Annotated in this window: 17 protein-coding genes and 1 pseudogene; 7 read left to right on the plus strand and 11 right to left on the minus strand. The window is 64.1% G+C overall.

Translation table 11 applies throughout. The annotated features are described in order from the left end of the window. The first annotated feature begins 369 nt into the window (after nucleotides 1-369). The 5 genes from H7A76_RS25525 to H7A76_RS25545 all read left to right on the plus strand — a co-directional run bounded on the left by H7A76_RS25525 (nucleotide 370) and on the right by H7A76_RS25545 (nucleotide 6,946). Entirely contained in the window at nucleotides 370-585 is a 216-nt protein-coding gene (locus H7A76_RS25525; protein ID WP_185701070.1) for a hypothetical protein, read from the plus strand. Nucleotides 586-1,386: 801 nt separating this feature from the next. Continuing rightward, nucleotides 1,387-2,361 carry a PAS domain-containing protein gene (locus tag H7A76_RS25530; protein ID WP_185701071.1) on the plus strand — a complete coding sequence of 325 codons (975 nt, stop codon included), beginning with the start codon at nucleotides 1,387-1,389 and terminating at the stop codon, nucleotides 2,359-2,361. 355 nt (nucleotides 2,362-2,716) lie between these two features. Beyond that, complete coding sequence (kynU, locus tag H7A76_RS25535; protein WP_185701072.1) at nucleotides 2,717-3,961, plus strand: kynureninase; 1,245 nt, start codon at nucleotides 2,717-2,719, stop codon at nucleotides 3,959-3,961. Between the two features lie 31 nt (nucleotides 3,962-3,992). Further along, nucleotides 3,993-5,411 (plus strand): amino acid permease, encoded by a 1,419-nt coding sequence (locus tag H7A76_RS25540; protein ID WP_185701073.1) that lies wholly within the window; start codon nucleotides 3,993-3,995, stop codon nucleotides 5,409-5,411. A 212-nt stretch (nucleotides 5,412-5,623) separates the two neighbouring features. Continuing rightward, nucleotides 5,624-6,946, plus strand: a complete 1,323-nt coding sequence (locus tag H7A76_RS25545; RefSeq protein WP_185701074.1) for an OprD family porin — start codon at nucleotides 5,624-5,626, stop codon at nucleotides 6,944-6,946. 105 nt (nucleotides 6,947-7,051) lie between these two features. Here the strand turns inward: H7A76_RS25545 and H7A76_RS25550 are convergent. From H7A76_RS25550 to H7A76_RS25595, 10 genes and pseudogenes are all read right to left on the minus strand, one after another. Next, a pseudogene (locus tag H7A76_RS25550) lies at nucleotides 7,052-7,867 on the minus strand (MFS transporter); the annotation flags it as partial. Nucleotides 7,868-8,034: 167 nt separating this feature from the next. After that, nucleotides 8,035-9,024 carry an amidohydrolase family protein gene (locus tag H7A76_RS25555; RefSeq protein ID WP_185701075.1) on the minus strand — a complete coding sequence of 330 codons (990 nt, stop codon included), beginning with the start codon at nucleotides 9,022-9,024 and terminating at the stop codon, nucleotides 8,035-8,037. Next, nucleotides 9,021-9,593, minus strand: coding sequence for a 3-hydroxyanthranilate 3,4-dioxygenase (locus H7A76_RS25560; protein WP_185701076.1), 573 nt, complete (start codon nucleotides 9,591-9,593; stop codon nucleotides 9,021-9,023). The genes H7A76_RS25555 and H7A76_RS25560 overlap by 4 nt, the downstream gene beginning before the upstream one ends. 2 nt (nucleotides 9,594-9,595) lie before the next feature. Continuing rightward, nucleotides 9,596-10,030 (minus strand): RidA family protein, encoded by a 435-nt coding sequence (locus H7A76_RS25565; RefSeq protein WP_068578590.1) that lies wholly within the window; start codon nucleotides 10,028-10,030, stop codon nucleotides 9,596-9,598. Further along, a complete protein-coding gene (locus H7A76_RS25570) occupies nucleotides 10,027-10,818 on the minus strand; it encodes a 2-keto-4-pentenoate hydratase (RefSeq protein ID WP_185701077.1) in 792 nt (263 codons plus the stop codon). Before H7A76_RS25570 ends, H7A76_RS25565 begins: the two co-directional genes overlap by 4 nt. Further along, nucleotides 10,815-11,849, minus strand: coding sequence for a 4-hydroxy-2-oxovalerate aldolase (gene dmpG / locus H7A76_RS25575; protein ID WP_185701078.1), 1,035 nt, complete (start codon nucleotides 11,847-11,849; stop codon nucleotides 10,815-10,817). The genes H7A76_RS25570 and dmpG overlap by 4 nt, the downstream gene beginning before the upstream one ends. Nucleotides 11,850-11,861: 12 nt before the next feature. After that, a complete protein-coding gene (locus tag H7A76_RS25580; RefSeq protein ID WP_068578206.1) occupies nucleotides 11,862-12,800 on the minus strand; it encodes an acetaldehyde dehydrogenase (acetylating) in 939 nt (312 codons plus the stop codon). A 13-nt stretch (nucleotides 12,801-12,813) separates the two neighbouring features. Next, the gene (locus H7A76_RS25585; RefSeq protein WP_185701079.1) at nucleotides 12,814-13,626 is read right to left on the minus strand and encodes a 2-keto-4-pentenoate hydratase; all 813 of its coding nucleotides are present in this window, start codon (nucleotides 13,624-13,626) and stop codon (nucleotides 12,814-12,816) included. Between the two features lie 10 nt (nucleotides 13,627-13,636). Further along, a complete protein-coding gene (locus H7A76_RS25590; protein ID WP_185701080.1) occupies nucleotides 13,637-15,097 on the minus strand; it encodes a 2-hydroxymuconic semialdehyde dehydrogenase in 1,461 nt (486 codons plus the stop codon). A gap of 100 nt (nucleotides 15,098-15,197) precedes the next feature. Then, nucleotides 15,198-16,157: a LysR substrate-binding domain-containing protein gene (locus tag H7A76_RS25595; RefSeq protein ID WP_185701081.1), complete on the minus strand. Its 960-nt coding sequence runs from the start codon at nucleotides 16,155-16,157 to the stop codon at nucleotides 15,198-15,200. Between the two features lie 319 nt (nucleotides 16,158-16,476). On the opposite strand from H7A76_RS25595, the gene selD reads away from it, so the two are divergent. Both selD and mnmH read left to right on the plus strand, forming a co-directional pair. After that, on the plus strand, nucleotides 16,477-17,511 hold the full coding sequence (selD, locus tag H7A76_RS25600) for a selenide, water dikinase SelD (protein WP_185701082.1): 1,035 nt from the start codon (nucleotides 16,477-16,479) through the stop codon (nucleotides 17,509-17,511). After that, nucleotides 17,511-18,608 (plus strand): tRNA 2-selenouridine(34) synthase MnmH, encoded by a 1,098-nt coding sequence (gene mnmH / locus H7A76_RS25605; RefSeq protein ID WP_185701083.1) that lies wholly within the window; start codon nucleotides 17,511-17,513, stop codon nucleotides 18,606-18,608. The genes selD and mnmH overlap by 1 nt, the downstream gene beginning before the upstream one ends. 151 nt (nucleotides 18,609-18,759) lie before the next feature. On the opposite strand, the gene H7A76_RS25610 is transcribed toward mnmH, so the two are convergent. Beyond that, the gene (locus H7A76_RS25610) at nucleotides 18,760-19,815 is read right to left on the minus strand and encodes a permease (RefSeq protein ID WP_185701084.1); all 1,056 of its coding nucleotides are present in this window, start codon (nucleotides 19,813-19,815) and stop codon (nucleotides 18,760-18,762) included. Nucleotides 19,816-19,865: the final 50 nt, after the last annotated feature.

A 19,865-nucleotide genomic window follows, 5' to 3' on the forward strand; every position in this document is an offset into this window, starting at 1 on the left:
AGTGGAGCGCGATCTTGCTTGTCGAACATGGCAGAAGTGCTGGTCGATACTGGAGCCGACAAGCCTCGCCGGCTGTTCTGGATCACTCTTTCTTATATTGAAAGTACAAGGCTGCTTGATTGCAGTGGACTTATTTTAAGTCTGGCTGTTAATTTGCTGAACTTGCATTTTAGCAAGTTGTCCGACCCTCCGGTCGCCATGGTCCATAGGTGAAATAAAACTGCAACAAGGTCGCGTGAGTATGCGTGGACAGCAACTTTCTTGGCGTGTCGGTATCAGGGGCTGTTTCGATTGTGGGGTTAAGTGGCACTATGGCGGGGCTTGGATAATAAGCGTGGGCTTGCCGCGGATCAAACGGGGATACAAGTCATGTGCGATGAACTACGTCAAGCCAGAATAATGAAGGTCTTGCAACTTATAGTTGGTGCTCCTGATGCTGTACATGTCCGTGCGGCAGCGGCCTATGTCCATGGTTATATCGACGGGCTATTCGACGAAGGCAAACTTTCAGTGCAAACCGCACAAGATTTGAAGTGGGTGGCGGAGATGCACCGGGATAAGCGGTTGTCGGATTTGAATATTTGAATGCAGTTGCCGATTCGAGCGCTGGGAGTAGGGCATTTCATCCGCCTGGGTGCAGGCGTGCGGGTGGTTGTCGAGAACGTCGGCTCATATATGCCTGATCCTGCTCGGGGCAGCGGCTAGCCCGCCGGGGCGAGGCCGAACCGATGGGCGCCAGGCAGGCGTTCGAGGCGCTCCTGGCGATGGCTCCTGTCTGCCCTGGCTACCCGCGGGTTTTTGGCTGGTCGCTACGGATAGCATTATCGAGGTGCGGATAGCGGCTGCCTTGTACCGGAAATATCCCGACCTATTCTTCTTTGCTGACTTCGCCCTATCTTCACTGTTTCCTGGCCAATCAAGCCGTATCCAGGTCAGTAGAGATTAATGGTCGTTCTGGGTAGCCTGGATTGGTTCTACGGAGCACTTCAGGAGAGGTCTTGGACAAGTGTTCTGGTGCAGTTTTAGTCTGTCAAAAATGAAAGTCATGTTCTTTGCCGATGGCTGTCTAGCGGGCGGCCTCCATCAGGCATGGGTAAGTTTTTTTGAGCGTTCGTTCGGTTTTTCAGAGCGAAGTGGTGTATCCAATGGTCCGGAGGTTTATTTATAGTTGGGTATGTTTTCAGTGAAAAAGTTGCGCAATGCAACATGAGTGATGCTTGTGGTGTAGAGCGGAAAGTACGGCGGGTGCTGTTCGGATATTGATTTTTCATTGTGGTGATACTTGTCATGTTTTTGTCGCGTGAACTTTTGACGCTGTTGTCCGGGTTCACTCTTCGGTAGTCGAGAGATATGAAGAAAGAGTCCGGCAGACGGGATATTCCCGGCATGGAGTCAACGGTTGTCGATATTCAGCGCGCCATGCTGGATGCCACCCCTGACTGCATCAAGGTGCTGACCCCAGACGGCCTGCTCCTGGCCATGAGTGAGGCCGGATGCGCTGCGTTCCAGATACCCCGGGCGCAAGTCAAGGGCACGGCCTGGATTCCCTTGCTGCCCGCGTCGACCCACGGCGCCGCCCTCGATGCCCTGGCCTTGGCGGGCAGGGGTATTTGCGCGCGCTTCACCGGCTACAGCGATGCCCACGGCAAGATCATCCACTGGGACAATCTGCTGACCCCGACCCTCGATCTTCAAGGGCAGGTGCATAACATCATCTGCGTGTCTCGCGATGTCACCGAGCAGGTGCTGTTGCAGCGGGAGCTGAACCAGGCACTGGCGCGTGAACGGCTGTTGACGGGTGAAAGGCTGCACCGGATCAAGAATCTTTTCACCGTGGCCGATGCGGTGGTCATGATGGCCGACAGGGAAGCCCGGAGCACCGGCGTTCTCGACCGTCTGGGCAAGATCGCGGCCGAGAAGCTGAGGGCGCTGTCCAGGGTCTACACCCAGGTCCTGGATGCGGAGGATGCCAAGACTATTGAAATGACCGCCTTCATCGGTGCCGTGCTGCAACCCTTCGGCGGCCAATGCCGGTTCGGCGGCACCTTCGAGCATGTCCCCGGGGTGCTGGCCAATCTGCTGGCGCTGCTGCTCCATGAACTGGCGACCAACTCGGTGAAACATGGCGCATTGAGTGTCGTCGAAGGTGAGGTCGACATTCGCTGGGCCAGTCATGAGGGTTGGCTACGCCTCGATTGGCACGAGCAGGGTGGGCCGGTGATTCTTGCCCCGCCAGCCCGCGATGGCTATGGCTGCGAATTGATCAACGAACTGGCGGTGGTCGCCGGCGGGACCATCGAGCGGGACTGGCGACCGGACGGACTGCGGGTGGTATTGAAGCTTTCAGTGGCGGGCAAGTAGGTCCGTGCCAGGCCACCGGGTCCTATGGGTTGCCTTGCTCTCGGTTTTGCGTGCTGACAACCCCAGCGGCATCCACGGTGGCCATGTGGCCTAGTCCCCAGCTATCAAGATCGATCGTTACGCTGGACAGAGGTACTCATGCATGGCTCTCCAGCCACCCCGGGCTGAGCCACTCTCCAGAGATTTCGCGGACACCTTGCGCTGTGATTGTCGCAATGGATTGGCTATCACATTAGGGAATACCTGAAGGCATCTTTTCTATTATCCAGTAATGACTGACCTGGCTAGGATCTGGGCAGCCTGACGGTCGTCGTTGCCGTCTGGGCGCCACAATAATAGATGCCGAGGAATAGTCATGAGCAGTTCCACGCCCTGTCGCCTGGAGCAGGTCCAGCAGATGGACGAGGCCGATCCACTGGCCTTTTGTCGCCAGCGCTTTGCCCTGCCGCAACACAAGATCTACCTGGACGGTAACTCCCTGGGGGCGATGCCGGCCCATGTGCCCGCGCGAATCGAACAAGTCCTCAAGGAGGAATGGGCCCAGGGGCTGATCAACTCGTGGAACGATGCCGACTGGTATCCGGCACCGCAGCGCACGGGAGCGCGCATTGCGCATCTGGTCGGCGCCCAGGCGCATGAAGTGATCGTGGCCGACTCGACCTCGATCAACCTGTTCAAGGTGTTGGTGGCGGCCTTGCGCATGCAGCCGCAACGTCGGCTGATCCTGGCGGAAAATGGCAACTTCCCCACCGATGTCTACATCGCCCAGGGGGTCTCGGAGTTGACGGGGTGCCAGTTGCGGTGCGTCGATCCCGAGCAGGTGATGGCGGCGCTGAGTGAAGAGGTGGCGGTGCTCTCGCTGACCCATGTCAACTTCAAGTCCGGCCGCCGCTACGATATGGAGGCCATTACCGCCCGTGCCCATGAGTTGGGGGTCCTGGTGGTCTGGGACCTGTGTCATTCCGCCGGAGCCATGCCGGTCCGCCTGAATGCGGCGGGTGCCGACTTTGCCGTAGGCTGTGGCTACAAGTACCTCAATGGCGGACCCGGCGCTCCGGCTTTCGTCTTTGTGGCCGAGCGCCATATCCCTCATTTGCGCCAGCCGCTCACAGGTTGGCATGGCCATGCCAAGCCCTTCGACTTCACCCATGAATACCAACCGCATCCCAGCCTGGACCGGATGCTGGTGGGCACGGCGCCACAGCTTGGGGTGCTGGCCCTGGAGGCGGCCCTGGAAGCGTTCGATGGGGTCGACCTGCAGGTGCTGCGAGCCAAGAGCGAGGCCCTGACCGAATTGTTCATCGATCTCTGCGACCAGCAGTTGCAGGGCCTGGGGGTAACGCTGTGCAGCCCTAGGCAGGTCGAACAGCGCGGCAGCCAGGTCGCCCTGAGCCATCCCCAGGCCTATGCGGTCATGCAGGCCCTGATTGCCCGAGGCATCGTCGGTGACTTCCGGGCACCGGACATCCTGCGTTTCGGTTTTGCACCGCTGTACAACCGTTACCAAGAGGTGTGGGAGTGCGTGGGGGCACTGCGGGAAATCCTCGTGAGCGGCGAGTGGAACCAGCCGCAGTTCCTGGCCCGTAAATCGGTGACCTGATCCCAGTGCCTAGCCTTGGAGCAAGCGTGTCATGACAAAAACAATACACACCTTCAAACAAGTGGCAGACCGTGAGAAAGGCCTCAAGCAAACCTTGAGCAGCGGCCAATTGTCGATGATCGCCATTGGCGGGGCCATCGGCACCGGACTGTTCCTGGGCAGCAGTTTTGCCATCGGTTTCGCCGGGCCCAGCGTGCTGGTGAGCTATGGCATCGGCGCGGTGATCGCGCTGTTGCTGATGGGCTGCCTGGCGGAAATGACCGTGCGCCATCCGACTTCCGGGTCTTTCGGTTCGTTCGCCGAGTTTTATGTGGCGCCCTGGTTCGGCTTCGCCCTGCGTTACGCCTACTGGGCGTCCATCGTGTTCGCCGTGGGCACGGAAATCACCGCCGCGGCGATGTACATGAAGTTCTGGTACCCGGATGTGCCGGGAGGCTACTGGATGCTTGGCTTCTCCCTGGCGCTGATCCTGGCCAACGCCTTCAGCGTCAAGGTCTTCGGCAGCATCGAGTACCTGTTCTCGCTGCTCAAGCTGTGCGCCATCGTTGCCTTCATCCTGCTGGGGGCCTGGGTGGTGTATGACGCGCCCATGGAATCGGGCATCGGCCTGGCCAACTACAGCAATGACCGGGGCTTCTTTCCCAATGGCGTCTGGGGCACCTGGGTCGCGGTGATCGTGGCTTTCTTCAGCTACCTGAGCATCGAGATGATCGCGGTAGCGGCGGGCGAGGCCAAGGACCCTGAACGCGCTGTGACGCGGGCGTTCCGCATTACCGTGGTGCGCCTGGTGGTGTTCTACCTGCTGACCATCGCCCTGGTCCTGGCCATCGTGCCCTGGGCGCGCAATACCGGCGGGGAAAGTCCCTTCGTCATGGTCATGGCGGCCAGCGGCATTCCTTATGCCGGTGGGGTGATCAACGCGGTGATCCTGGTGGCGGCGCTGTCGGCGATGAACAGCCAGCTGTACATCACCACCCGGCTGATGTTCAGCCTGTCCCGGGCTGGCCAGGCACCGGCGATGTTTGGCCGCCTGAGCCGCCATGGCGTGCCACTGGCGGCGCTGTTGCTGTCATCCCTGGGCATTGCCCTGGCCACCTTGTTGTACCTGGCTTATGCCGAGCAAGCCTTCACGCTGATGATGTCGATCGCGATGTTCGGGGCCATGTTCACCTGGGCGGGGATCTTCCTCACCCACTTGTGCTTCCGTCGCCAGCAGGGTAGCGAACCGCTGGCCTTCAAGCTCTGGGGCTATCCCTGGACCAGCCTCGGCGGCCTGTTGCTGATGCTGGCCGTGATGGTCACGACGTTGTTCACCGAACCGTTCTTCCTGACCCTGGTCTGCGGGTTGCCCTTCCTGGGGCTGATCCTGTCGATCTACTACCTGCGTTTTCGCGGCAAGCGGGCCCTTGACGCCGAGGCCCCCAAGCCGCTGCCGCTGCGACAACCCTGAGCCGTGCTACCCCTGTAGACGCCAGCGAACCGGGGAGGGGCGTAAAGCAGCGTTGCCCTGCGAGTCGTACGCGGCCAAGGGCCGTGGCTCGGCGAGCGCGCTGGCGCCACTTCCTAGATCGCTCGGTTCCGGTGGCTCTGTGGTCACCCAGGGAACCGGGCGACCGCACTGCATCACCACGACAAAAACAAAAAATCACCAGAGGTTTTGCCATGCCCCATGTCTCGCGTTCTCTATCGCCATTGCTGTTGTCGCTATGGGGCTGCTTGCCCTGGACAACCCAGGCCGCCGAGTCGGGATTCATCGAGGACAGTCACCTGAGCGTGCTGGCCCGCAACTACTATCTCAATCGCAGCATTCAGGATGGCCGCGCGGATCGTAAGGATTGGACCCAGGGTTTTATCGGTCGCTTCAGTTCGGGGTTCACCCAGGGCTCCGTTGGCGTGGGCGTGGATGCCTTCGCCTTTCTGGGACTGAAGCTGGATGCCTCCGGCGGCAAGACCGGCACCTACAATTTGCCGATCCACGACAACGGCAAACCGGCAGACGAATACTCCAAAGCCGGTGCCGCGCTGAAGATCAAGGTCTCCAACAGCGTGCTGCGCTATGGCGAGCAATCGGTGGATACCCCGGTGTTCGCCGTCGGCCACAACCGCCTGATCCCGCAAACCGCCACCGGCTTTGCCCTGGATAGCCAGGAGCTGGAACGGCTCAAGCTGCGGGCCGGGCACTTCACATCGGCCACCGGCCATGTCACCACTAACAGCAACGGTGACCTGTGGGCGTTCTATGGTGGCGTCACCACCCCCTCGGTGGACTACGCCGGTGGCCAGTACCAGTTCACCCAGGACCTGGGCGCCAGTCTCTACGTTGCGCGCTTCCAGGACATCTGGAACCAGTACTACGCCAACCTCGACGGCCGCACCGACCTGGGGGCGGGGCAGCAGGCCGGCTTCGACCTCAACCTGTATCGCACCCTGGATACGGGCCGGGCCAAGGCCGGGGCCATCGACAACACCACGCTGGGCGCTGCGGTGTTCTATGGCCTGGGCGCTCACCGTATGACCCTTGCCTTGCAGAACGTCGATGGCAATACCCCGTTCGACTACCTGGGGGTCGGTGACCTGGATCGCAACGGTCGCAACGGCCGCGACCAGGGCGCCTCGATCTACCTGCCCAACTCGGTGCAGTACTCCGACTTCAACGGGCCCAACGAACGCTCCTGGCAACTGCGCTACGACCTGTCCCTGGCCAGTTATGGCGTACCGGGCTTGAGCCTGATGAGCCGTTACCTGCGGGGCTCCGGGATCGACGGTACGCACACCCCGGCCGGCAGCGCCTACGCCGGGATGTATGGCAAGGATGGGGTGCACCGGGAAATCAACTTCGAGGCACGCTATGTGGTGCAGAGCGGTCCCTGGAAGGATCTGAGCCTGCGCCTGCGCCAGACCTGGCACCGGGCCAATGTGGCTCAGGGCGAGGGTAATATCGATGAGTTCCGGCTGATCACCGACTACCCGATCGATATGTTCTGATCCGGTCCGGCCTTGGCCCCAGCGCCGTGCTGTCAATCCCGGTTCGCTCAGCAGGGCCATGATGATGCCGCCCAGCGCCCCAGCCAAGGGAATCATGGCACTGATCCGCGCAGCATCGAGACTGTCGTAACCACTGGCGCGCAGTACGGTGGGCAGCCAGTTGGTCAATAGGTAGAACACCGACAGGCAGCAGAAGAACGTCAGCCACAGCAACAGGCTGCGCGCCAGTTGCGCTGGAGTGAACAACGCGCCTAGCGGTGAACGCATGGTTCGCGTGGGGGTGTCACTTTGCAGCCGAACCCGGCTCCAATCATAGTGGCCGCTGATCTGCGCCACGACCCGGTGCAAGGTGCTGGCATGGCGTGGGCGACCAGCCATGAAACACACCGATTCCGGCAAGGCGTGGTACAGCACGGGCAGTAGCAGTAGCGGCGCGAGGCCGCCGATCAGCAACAACCCTTGCCAACCCACCAGGGGCAACAGCGCTGCGGTCACGCCCCCGCCCAAGGCCAAGCCCAGGGTGAAACCGCAATAGCTCAGGGTTACCAGCAGCGTACGCCGACGTGCCGGTGAGTATTCCGAACTCAAGGTGATGCAGTTGGGGAGTACGCCTCCCAGGCCGATGCCGGTGACGAAGCGCAAGACGCTCAGCACTTCGATATTCGGCGACAGTGACGAAGCCAGGGTGCCCAGGGCGAAGATCAGTACGCAAAGCTGTAGCACGGACTTGCGTCCATGGCGGTTGGCCAGGGGACCGAGGCAAAAGCTGCCCAGGAGCATGCCGAACAGCCCCGCGCCAAAGACAGGTGCCAGTTGCACGCGATCGATGTGCCAGTCGTGAATCAGTTCGGGAGCGATGTAGCCGATGGCGGCAGTGTCGAAACCGTCCAGTAGAAGAATCAGAAAGCACAATGACAACACGCGTATCTGCAGGGCGGAGAGGGGACTGCGATCGATGAGTTCGGTGAGGTTTTGCGTACGCTCGTACAGGGTGGCTCCTTATGGGTTTTGTTTCTGGCGGACAGGGAGAGCCCGCCGGATGACCACGATTGCCGGTGCCGCAAGGGGATTGGGAAGGACGTAGCGGTTTAGAGCAGCTTGAAGAAGTCCTGGGCGTTACTGCCCAGAATCCTTGATTTATCGAGTTCTGCCAGATCGGGGTGCTCGGCCACGCCGCTGCCGATATCTTGCTCGCCCAAGGGGAAGGGCGAGTCGGAGCCGAGCATGACCCTTTCGCTGCCCATGACCTGTACCAGCAGTTTCAGGGCCCCGGGATCGAACACCGCGGAATCGACGAAGAAGCGCTTGACATAGCTTGACGGCAATTGCGGGCAGTTCTCGCGGACGATATCGCGATGGCGCCAGGCGTTATCCACCCGACCCAGGAGAAAGGCGAAACCGCCGCCGCCATGGGCAAAGCAGAGGCGCAGGGACTCAGGCAGGCGTTCGAAGGCCCCGGAGAGAATCAGCGAGAGGATACCCAGCTGAGTCTCCGCGGGCATCGCCACCAACCACGGCAGCATCCATTTGCGCATGCGCTCGCCGCCCATCATGTCCCAGGGATGGACGAGCACCGGAATGTCGTTGCGCCCGCAGTGATCGAGGAAGGCCACAAGATGGTCATGGTCCAGGTCGTGATTGCCCACGTGGTTACCGATCTGTACCCCGACATGACCGATGGCCCGTGCCCGGCTGGCTTCGGCGCAGGCCGCCTCCAGGTCCTGCAGCGGCACCTGGGCCAGGACCTTGAGCCGCGACTCGTGGCCAGTGGTCATCTGCATGGCCCGGTCGTTCATGCGTTGTGTCCAGGGCAAGGCTCGTTCGATCGGCGCATCGTAGCCGAACATCACCGGCGTGGCGCACATGATCTGGATGTCCAGGCCCTGTTCATCCAGGTGCTCGATACGCCGGGCCGGGTCCCAGAGCACGTCGTGTACCGGGCGAAAGGGCTTGTCGCCGACCATGATCTGGCCCTTGGCGCCGTCCTTGTGCAGCCAGGGAGCGCGCACCGGGTCCAGGCGTGCGGCCTCTTCTTGGGTAATGGCAGGGAAGAAGTGCGAATGCATGTCGATTTTCATGGGCAGGTCGCCGTCTTGAGGATTCGGTGCCAGGTCTGCCAGTCGCGACCCGGATGGATTTCGCCACAGCCGGTACAGCGACGCTGCTGGTCGCTGCTGGCGTAGAAGGTTTCGTAGAGGGGCGGCAGGTCGTCGACGATGCTTCGCAACTGCAGCTCGTGGCGCTGGATCAATGTGCCGCAGTGAGCGCAGGACCATTGCAGGGCATCGAGCATTCCCGGTGGCCGTTGGCGCTCCACCACCAGGCACAGGCTGCCGGGCTCCGGGCGCTGGGGAGAGTGGATGACGTGGGGTGCCATCAGGTAGAGGTCGCCTTCGCGCAGATCGATGCGCTCGTAGCGGCCGCGATCCCAGATGTTCAGGTAGGCGTTGCCCTTGAACTGGTAGAAGAACTCTTCCATGGGGTCGTCGTGGAAATCGGTACGCTGGTTCGGACCGCCCACCACCGTGACCATGAAATCGGCGTCTTGCCAGATCTGGCGATTGCCTACCGGTGGCTGTAGCAAGTGTGCGTGTTCATCGAGCCAGCGGTTGAAGTTGAGCGGGGCGCTGTAGTGATGTTTGTCCATTGTTATTGTTCTCGGCGATTGAGCGGGGCATAGGCCACCGCCTTGATTTCGATGCGCAGGTGCGGATGCGGCAATTGGTGCACGGCCACGGTGGTGCGGGTCGGGCCCTGCTCGTCGAAGTACTGCGCATAGACCTGGTTGTAGGGACCGAAGTCGTTCATGTCCACCAGGAATGCGCTGATTTCCACCAGGTCCTGCAGGCCGGCGTTCTCGCTGGCGAGAATGTCGCGGATGTTCTCGATCACGGCCCGGGTCTGGGCACGAATGTCCAGTGCGGTGGTACCCAGGGCATCCACCTCGACGCCTTCGAAGCTGTTGTCCGGACGTCGCGAACTGGTGCCGGAAACGAACAACAGGTCGCCGGCGCGCTTGATGTGGGGAAAACGTCCCCGGGGCTGGGCCTTGCCGGGTACCAGGGTGGCGCGCTTGCTGGTCATGGGCGCTCTCCCCGGGAATGGCCGCTGCAACTGAAGGCGCATTCGCCATAACCGGCGATCTCCACCTGGATATGGGCTCCAGGGGACAAGGCCACGGCGGCAGTGGCGGCACCCGCCATGATCAGGCTACCGGCGGGCAGGCTGATACCCGCCTGGGCCAGCAGGAGCGAGGCTTGCACCACGCTACGCAACGGGTGTCCGAGAATCGCCGCGGTGGAGCCGGCTTCCACCAGCGCGCCGTCCAGGCGCATCAGCACCCCGGCATTGGCCAGGGTCGAGAAATCCCGGGACCAGGGGCCCACCACCAGCCCGGCCGATGAGCAGTTGTCCGCGACCACATCTTCCAGGCTGAACCTGAACGCTTCGTACCTGGAGTCGATGATCTCGATGGCCGGGGCCACGGCCTCCAGGTAGTCCACGGCTTCGAGCTGGGTCAGGGGCCGGTCGATGACGCGACGGGTCAGGAAGCACAATTCCGGCTCGGCTCGCGGGTGGATATAACGATCGAGGCGCAAGGTGCCGCCATCTTCTTCCAGCATCGCGTCGGTGAGCCAGCCCCAGATCAGGCTGTCGACCCCCATCTGGGCCATCTTGGCCCGGCTGGTGAACCCGAGCTTGAGGCCGATCGTGCGTTCGCCGTCGGCGTAGCGGCGGGCCATGGAGGCGCGCTGGATGTCATAGGCCTGCGCCAGGTCGAACGGCGTGTGCTGGCTGAACTGGGGCAACGGGCAGGCAGTGCGCGCGGCCTGGTCGAGGGCGTGGGCGATGGGTTCCAGATCAAGGCTCATGGGCGGGACTCCCGGGCAGCGAGCAGGTCGAGGGCAACGTCGACGATCATGTCTTCCTGGCCGCCGACCATGCGGCGGCGGCCGAGCTCCACCAGGATGTCGACGGTCTTGAGCTGGTATTTGCGGGCGGCCACTTCGGCATGGCGCAAGAAGCTGGAATAGACCCCGGCGTAGCCCAGGGCCAGGGTTTCGCGATCGACCCGCACCGGACGATCCTGCAGCGGTCGTACCAGGTCATCGGCGGCGTCCATCAGGCGATACAGGTCGGTGCCATGGTTCCAGCCCAGCTTGTCGGCGGCGGCAATGAACACCTCCAGCGGCGCATTGCCCGCCCCGGCCCCCATGCCGGCGAGGCTGGCGTCGATGCGCTGGCAGCCTTCCTCCACGGCCACCAGGGAGTTGGCCACGCCCAGGCCGAGGTTGTGGTGGGCGTGCATGCCGGTGGCGGTGTCCGGCTTGAGCGTGGCCTTGAGGGCGCGAAAGCGCAGGCGGATGTCCTGCATGTTCATGGCGCCGCCGGAGTCCACCACGTAGATGCAGGTGGCGCCGTAGCTTTCCATTTTCCGGGCTTGGAGCGCGAGGTTCTCCGGGCTGGTCATGTGGCTCATCATCAGGAAGCCCACGGTGTCCATGCCCAGTTCCCGGGCGCATTCGATGTGCTGGCGCGACACATCGGCCTCGGTGCAATGGGTGGCCACCCGCACCACCCGGGCACCGGCGCGATAGGCCGCCTTGAGGTCATGCACGGTGCCGATGCCGGGCAGCAGCAGGGTGGCGATGCGGGCGTGTTGCAGGACGTCGGCGGCGGCTTCGATCCATTCCAGGTCGGTATGGGCGCCGAAGCCGTAGTTGAAGCTGGAGCCCTGCAGGCCATCGCCGTGGGCCACCTCGATGCTGTCGACCCGGGCGGCATCCAGGGCCCGGGCGATGGCCTGGACCTGATCCAGGCTGTACTGGTGGCGGATCGCGTGCATGCCGTCACGCAGGGTCACATCCGAGATGTAGAGCTTGTTGCCGGGGGTTGAGGTCATGGCGAAGCTCCTTCAGCGATTGAGCATGGACTGGGCCATGCGCTCGGCGGTGGCCAGCGCGGCGCAGGTCATGATGTCGAGGTTGCCGGCGTAGGCGGGCAAGTAGTGGGCGGCACCCTCGACCTCCAGGAACACCGAGGTCTTGAGTCCGCTGAAGTGCCCAAGGCCAGGGATCAGCAGCGGCGCGGAGGGTGGGACCGGGTCGAATTGCACCTGCTGCTTGAGGCGGTAGCCGGGCACATAGGCCTGCACCGCTTCGGCCATGGCGGCGATGGAGGCGGCGACCTCCTGCTGATCGGCGGCGGCCGATAGCACCAGCACCGTGTCGCGCATGATCAGGGGTGGTTCGGCCGGGTTCATGACGATGATGGCCTTGCCCCTGGCGGCACCACCGATGGTTTCGATGGCGTGGCGGGTGGTTTCGGTGAACTCGTCGATATTGGCCCGGGTGCCGGGGCCGGCGGACTTGCTGGCGATCGAGGCGACGATCTCGGCGTAGTGCACGGGGGCGACCCGGGAGATTGCAGCCACCATGGGAATGGTGGCCTGGCCGCCGCAGGTCACCATGTTCAGGTTGAGGCTGTCCAGGTGCTGCTCCAGGTTGACCACCGGGATGCAATAGGGGCCGATCGCCGCCGGGGTCAGGTCGATCAGGCGGATGCTGGGTTTGGCCTGGCGCAGTACGGCCTCGTGGTGCTGGTGGGCGGCGGCCGAGGTGGCGTCGAAGACGATGTCGATGGCGCTGAACTCGGGCATGCGCAGCAGCCCTTCGACCCCTTCGTGGGTAGTGGCTACGCCCAGGCGCCGGGCCCGCTCCAGGCCATCGGAGGCGGGGTCGATGCCGACCATGGCGGTCAGTTGCAGGTGCCGGGCCTGGCGCAGGATCTTGAGCATCAGGTCGGTGCCGATATTGCCCGAGCCGATGATCGCGGCCTTGAGGGTTGTGGTCATGATGGGCTCCGGTCTATTGGGCACTGGCGAAGGCGGCGCTGACGCTGCCCAGGCCCTGGATATGGGCGGTGAAGCGCTGCCCTGGCTTGACCGCCACCATGGGGCCGAGGGCGCCGGTAAGCAGGATGTCGCCAGCGCGCAGCGGCGTGCCCAGGCGTACCAGCGTGTCGGCCAGCCACAGGGCGGCATTCAAGGGGTTGTCCAGGCATGCGGCGCCGACGCCCACCGAGACGGGTTCGCCGCCTTGGGTCATGCTCATGCCGCAACGCACCAGGTCGAGGCGGTCCAGGGACACAGGGCAACTGCCGAGGACGAACAGCCCACTGGAGGCGTTGTCGGCGATGGTGTCGCTCAACTGGATATCCCACTGGGCAATGCGACTGCCGACGATCTCGATGGCCGGCAGGGCGAAGGCGGTGGCGCGGATCAGGTCGGCCAGGGTATGGCGCTCATGGGGCAGGTCGCGCTCCAGGACCAGGGCGACTTCGGCCTCGACCTTGGGTTGGCAGGTATCGCTCCAGGCGATGGCTTGGCCGTCGCCGCGCGCCATGTCGGCGAACAGCTGGCCAAAGTCCGGCTGGTCCACCCCCAGTTGTTTTTGCACGGCGCGGGAGGTCAGGCCGATCTTGTGGCCCACCGGACGACGCCCGGCGTCGATGGCCGCGCTGTTGTTGTAGCGCTGTACCTGGTAGGCCAGGTCGATGTGGGCGGACGGTGGCTGTTGCGCGGCGGCCCGGGCGATCAGCTCGCGTACCGGCGCGCAGGGTTGGCCGTCGAGTTGGGCCTGGCGCAAGCGGTGCGCCGCTTCGATCAGGTCTGCATGCATGTTGAGGCCCTCAGGGGTTGACGCAGATGGTGGTGATCTCGGAGTAGAAATCCAGGGAGTGGCGGCCGCCTTCGCGGCCCAGGCCCGAAAGCCGGGTACCGCCGAAGGGGGTGCGCAGGTCGCGCAGGAACCAGGTGTTGACCCAGACCATGCCGACGCGAAAACGCCGTGACAGCTGGTGGGCGCGCTTCAGGTCGCGGGTCCAGAGGGCCGTGGCCAGGCCGTAGGCCGAATCGTTGACCCGGCGCAGCACTTCTTCCTCGCTGTCGAACGGAGCGATGTGGCAGACCGGGCCGAATATTTCCTCGCGCAGGCAACGAGCGTGATCCGGCAGGTCGGTCCAGAGGGTGGGCTGGACGTAGGCGCCCTGGTCCCGGGCATCGCCAAAGTGGGGGACAGCGCCGCCGCTGACCAGGGTCGCGCCTTCCTCCAGGGCCAGCTGGAAGTAGCCCAGGACCTTGTCCCGATGCTTGTGGGAAATCAGCGAACCCATGTTCACCCCGTCTTCGTCGGGGTAGCCGATCTTCAATTGCTCGGCCCCAGCCTTGAGGGCGGCGACGAAGCGCTCATAGATCGGCCGCTCGACGTAGACCCGCTCCGAGCACAGGCACACCTGGCCGGAGTTGGTGAAGCTGGAGCGCAACACCCCGGCGACCGCGGCGTCGAAATCGCAGTCGGCGAACACCACCGCGGCGTTCTTGCCTCCCAGTTCGAAGGACACCTCGCGCACGCCCTCGGCGGCGGCTTTCATGATGGTGGCACCGGTGCGCGATTCGCCGGTGAAGGTGATCGCGTCGACATCCGGGTGGGTGGTGAGGAATTCTCCGGCCGAATTCGGGCCGAAGCCGTGTACCAGGTTGAAGGCCCCGGCCGGTACTCCGGCCTCCCGCATCACCTCGGCCAGCAAGGTGGCCGTGGATGGGGTTTCTTCCGAAGGCTTGATCACCACCGAATTGCCGCAGGCCAGGGCCGGGGCGACTTTCCAGGTCAGCAGCAACAACGGCAGGTTCCAGGGCGAAATGATCGCTACCACGCCATGGGGCTTGCGCACGCTGTAGCTGAAGACGTCGTTGCCCTCGGCGCTGCGCATTTCGAAGAGCTCGCTACCGGACTGGCGCAGCAGTTCGGCGAAGGTGCGAAAGTTCTGTACTGCCCGGGCCACGTCCAGGGTCCGGGCCTGTTGCACCGGGCGCCCGGTGTCGGCGACTTCGGCGGCGACGAACGCCTCGAAGCGGCGCTGGATACCGTTGGCGATGTCCAGCAACAGATCGGCGCGCTGGCTGGCGCTGTAGTGGGCCCAGGGGCCCGATTGCGCGGCCTTGGCCGCGGCTACCGCGCGTTCGACCAGGGGCCGGTCGGCCTCGCAGACCTGCCCCAGCAAGCGACCGTCTACAGGGGAGATATTGGCAAAGGTCTTGGGGCTGGCGACAAACTCGCCGTCGATGAAATGACGCAGCAGGGGAGTGGACACTTGAGCCTCCGAAACGTGGGTTTCGGAGCGAGTGTAGGAAGACCTGGTATTAGTGAATAATCAATATTGAATGACTGGGTATTAGTGTTTGGAATACCGGTCACGCCGGGTGCTCTTCGGTGAGGGATTCGTTTCGGGCCTGGTCCAGGCATTGGCGAAACAAGCGGGCGGCGGGCCCCAGCTTGCGCTGGGCGGAGCTGAAGCAGCCGATGTCGCCGAATTGCAGCGCGGTTCCCAGGTCGAAGGCCTTGAGCATGCCGGCCTGGATGAACTGCCGGGAAGCTTCGAAGGGCATCAGTGCCACGGTGCGCTGGTCCTGCATCAGGGTGATGTTGGTCAGGATCGACAGCGATTCGGCGACGTTGTCCGGGGTCGGCAGTCCGTTATCGGCAAACAATCGATCGCAGGTGCGGCGTAGCAGTGAGTCGCGAGTCGGCAGCACCCAGGGGTAAGCGTGCAATTGCTGGAGGCTGACCGGCGCCTGGCGATGCATCGGGTGCCGGGCACCGGCGACGATGCTCAGGTCCTCGCGGTACAGCACTTCGACTTCCAGGGCTTCGCTGCGCCATTGCCAGTCGTCTGGGATCCGGCCTACCACCAGGTCGACGTCGCCCACCGCGAGCGCCGGGAACAACTGATCCATTTGCCCCACCCGCAGCGATACCAGCACGCCTGGGGCTTGTCGCTTGAGCAATTGAATGGCCCGGGGCAACAACGAGGTGGAGGCCGAGATCAGCGTCCCCACCATCACGTGCCCCGAGGTGCCTTCCTGAAAGGCATTGACCTCATCGGTCAGGGCCCGCAACTCCGCCAGGAGCGACTTGGCACGCTGCACCACCACCTGCCCCAGGCCGGTGGCGCTCACCCCCCGGTTGCTCCGGATCAGCAGCGGCGCCTCGAAGTAGGATTCCAGCTCATGGATGATCTTGGTCACCGCCGGTTGGGTCAGGTTCAGGGCCTGGGAGGCGCGGACCAGCGAGCCGCTTTGCAACACCTGTTCGAAGACCACCAATTGGTGGAACTTGAGCTTGCGGGCGATGGACTGGGTGCTGAACTTCATGGCGGGCTCCGTCAGCTCCATACCCGGCCTGGAGGAGGTGGCCTGGGGCGGCGCTTTTGTGGGGTGGCAATCAGGCCCGGGCAGGGCGCTGCAAGCCTAACCAAAGCCCGGGACTTTTGCATACCGACCGGCGTGACCCAGGTCGCCTACCTGTGCCATAACGCCGCAGCGTCCGGACGAGCGGCCAGCAGTGCCTGGCGCAGTTCGCTGTGGCGCGGTCGCGAAGGGCACTGGCAGATGCCGTTCCACCAGGGGACGCCGCGACCGGGGGCCCGAGGGCTCTGCTAGAATCCCCGTCCCAGACTTGACGAGGTGCCCCATGAGCGAGCCGATTCGCCTGACCCAGTACAGCCACGGAGCCGGTTGTGGTTGCAAGATTTCGCCCCAGGTGCTGGAGGTCATCCTGGCCGGCAGCGGGGCCCAGAACCTCGATCCCAAGCTGTGGGTCGGCAACGCCTCGCGCGATGATGCGGCGGTCTACGCCATCGACGGCGAACGCGGGGTGGTCTCCACCACCGATTTCTTCATGCCCATCGTCGATGATCCCTTCGATTTCGGCCGCATTGCCGCCACCAACGCCATCAGCGACATCTACGCCATGGGCGGCGATCCCTTGATGGCCATCGCCATTCTCGGCTGGCCGGTGAACGTGCTGGCCCCGGAAGTCGCCCGTGAAGTGATCCGCGGCGGGCGCTCGGTGTGCGACGCCGCGGGCATTCCTCTGGCCGGCGGCCACTCGATCGATGCCCCCGAGCCGATCTTCGGCCTGGCGGTGACGGGCCTGGTGGAAAAACGCTTCATGAAGCGCAACGACACCGCCACCGCCGGCTGCCTGCTGTACCTGACCAAGCCCCTGGGGATCGGCGTGCTCACCACGGCCGAGAAGAAGGGCAAGCTGCGCGATGCCGACGTTGGCCTGGCCCGGGACTGGATGTGCACCCTGAACAAGCCCGGCAGCCATTTCGGCAAGCTCGAGGCGGTTACCGCAATGACCGACGTCACCGGCTTCGGCCTGCTCGGGCACCTGGTGGAGATGGCCGACGGTAGCGGCTTGACCGCGCGTATCCATTACGACCGCGTACCGCGTCTGCCTGGCGTCGAGTACTACCTGGACCAGGGCTGCGTGCCGGGCGGCACCTTGCGCAACTACAGCAGCTATGCCGACAAGGTCGGGCGGGTGCAGGAGCTGCACAAGCGGGTGCTGTGCGACCCGCAGACCAGCGGCGGCCTGCTGGTGGCGGTGACGCCTGAGGGCAATGGCGAATTCCTCGCCCTGGCGGCGGAACTGGGCCTGGAGCTGGCGCCTATCGGCGAGCTGCTGGAGCGACAGAGTCACGCGGTCGAGGTGTGCTGATGTCCCTGGACTACACCGATTACCGCGAGATCTTCCTCAACGACCGGCCGCTGATGGACACCCGTGCGCCGATCGAATTCACCAAGGGCGCCTTTCCCGGCGTGCTCAACCTGCCGCTGATGACCGACCAGGAGCGCCAGCGGGTCGGCACCTGCTACAAGCAGCAGGGCCAGCAGGCGGCGATCGTCCTCGGGCACCAGTTGGTATCCGGGGCGATCAAGGCCGAGCGCATCCAGGCCTGGGCCGATTTCGCCCGGGCCCATCCCGATGGCTTGCTCTACTGTTTCCGTGGTGGCTTGCGTTCGCAGATCGTCCAGCAGTGGCTGCGCGACGAGGCCGGCATCGACTATCCGCGGGTGGGTGGTGGCTACAAGGCCATGCGGACCTTTCTCCTGGACACCGTGGAGCAGGCCATGCAGCAGTGCGACTTCGTGCTGCTGGGCGGCATGACCGGCACCGGCAAGACCCAGGTGCTGGGGCAACTGGACAACGCCCTCGATCTCGAGGGCCATGCCAACCACCGCGGCTCCAGCTTCGGCCGGCGCGCCACCGGGCAGCCGAGCAACATCGACTTCGAGAACCGCCTGGCGGTGGACCTGCTGAAGAAGCGTGAGCGTGGTGTGCGGGGTTTCGTCGTCGAGGACGAGAACCGCATGATCGGTAGCTGTGCGTTGCCGCTGCCGCTGCACCAGGGCATGCAACGAGCGCCGATGATCTGGCTGGAGGACCGCCTGGACAACCGGGTGCAGCGCATCCTCCAGGACTATGTGGTGGACCTGTGCGCCGAGTTCGTTGCCGTGCATGGTGAGCCGGGTTTCGCTCTGTTCGCCCAGCGCCTGCTGGAAAGCCTGAACAAGATCCACAAGCGCCTGGGCGGCGAGCGCCACCAGCGGTTGCTGGCGCTGATGCAGGAGGCCCTGGCCGAACAGGAGCGCAGTGGCGTGGTGGAGTTGCACCGGGGCTGGATCCAGGGCCTGCTCAGCGAGTACTACGACCCGATGTACGCCTTCCAGCGCGAGAGCAAGGGCGCTCGGATCGAGTTCGTGGGCGACCACGCCGCCGTGCTCGATTACCTGCGCCAGCGCCAACCTCTGTAGCCGCTGTCGCGCCCGCGAGGCTGCGCATGAGGACGCAGTCCTCGCCAAACCTGCCGATGCATTCCACCTGGATAAACGCAGTGCCTGCTTCTGCGGGTGCTGCGCGCCCGGTCGCAGCCGCGCTGGCGCTTGGCTGCGGTCAGGGGAAGGGTTACAGCAGGGCGGCGCCCACCAGGCCGCAGACGATGCCGACCAGCATGGTCAACACGGCGACGGTGACCAGCACCCGGGCGTCGAAATCCTTGCGCAGCATCAGCAGCGACGGCAGGCTGATGCTCGGCAGGGTCATCAGCAGGGCCACGGCGGGGCCGGTGCCCAGGCCCAGGGTCATCATGGTCTGGACGATGGGGATTTCCGCGGCCGTGGGAATCACGAACAGGGTGCCGGCGATCGCCAGGGGCACCAGCCACCACAGGCTATCGCCCATGGCCCCGTCGATATGCGGGAACAGCCAGACCCGCGCCGCGCCCAGCAGCAGGACCGCGAGGATATAGATCGGGATGGTGCTCCAGAACAGTTGCCACAGGGTCTTGCCCCAGCGCACGGGGAATGGCTGCTCGTTCGGCGTACCGGCCTCCACCACGGCTTCCACCGCCGCTTCGGGCAGTTGCTCGGGGCGCGCCACGCGCTGGGCGATCAGCGATACCCCCAATACCAGGGCGATGCCCGCCACCAGGCGCAGGGCCGTGAAACCCCAGCCGAGGACGAAGCCCATGAACACCAGGGTCGCCGGGTTGAGCACCGGGTTGGCGATCCAGAACGCCAGGGCCGCACCCACCGATACGTTCTGCCGACGCAGGCCGGCGGCCACCGGGGCGGCGCAGCAAGAGCACATCATGCCGGGCAGGGCGAACAGGCCGCCGCGCAGGGTCGAGCCGAAGCCGGCACGGCCGAACAGGCGCAGCAGCCAGTCCCGGGGAATCAGCACCTGCAACAGCGATCCCAGGATCACCGCCAGCACGGCCGCTTTCCAGATCGCCAGGAAATACACCTGGGCGTAGGCCAGGGCCGCGCTCCAGGGGGAAGTCTGCTGGTCATTGAGGATCGAGGCGCCGATGCTGTGGCTGTCGGCGGCGGTAAAGGCCTTGAGGTAGTAGGGCGACCACTTCACGTAGTACAGGCCGATAGCGGCAACCAGCAGGAACAGCAGGGGTTTGCACCAGAACGACCAGCCACGGGTGGGCTGGGTGGGGGCGAGGTTGGACATGAAGGGAATTCCGCACAAAGACAATAAGTGCGGATTGTAGCTGCTGGCGC

The sequence above is a fragment of the Pseudomonas sp. MSSRFD41 genome, from assembly GCF_014230245.1.
Classification (GTDB): domain Bacteria; phylum Pseudomonadota; class Gammaproteobacteria; order Pseudomonadales; family Pseudomonadaceae; genus Aquipseudomonas; species Aquipseudomonas piscis.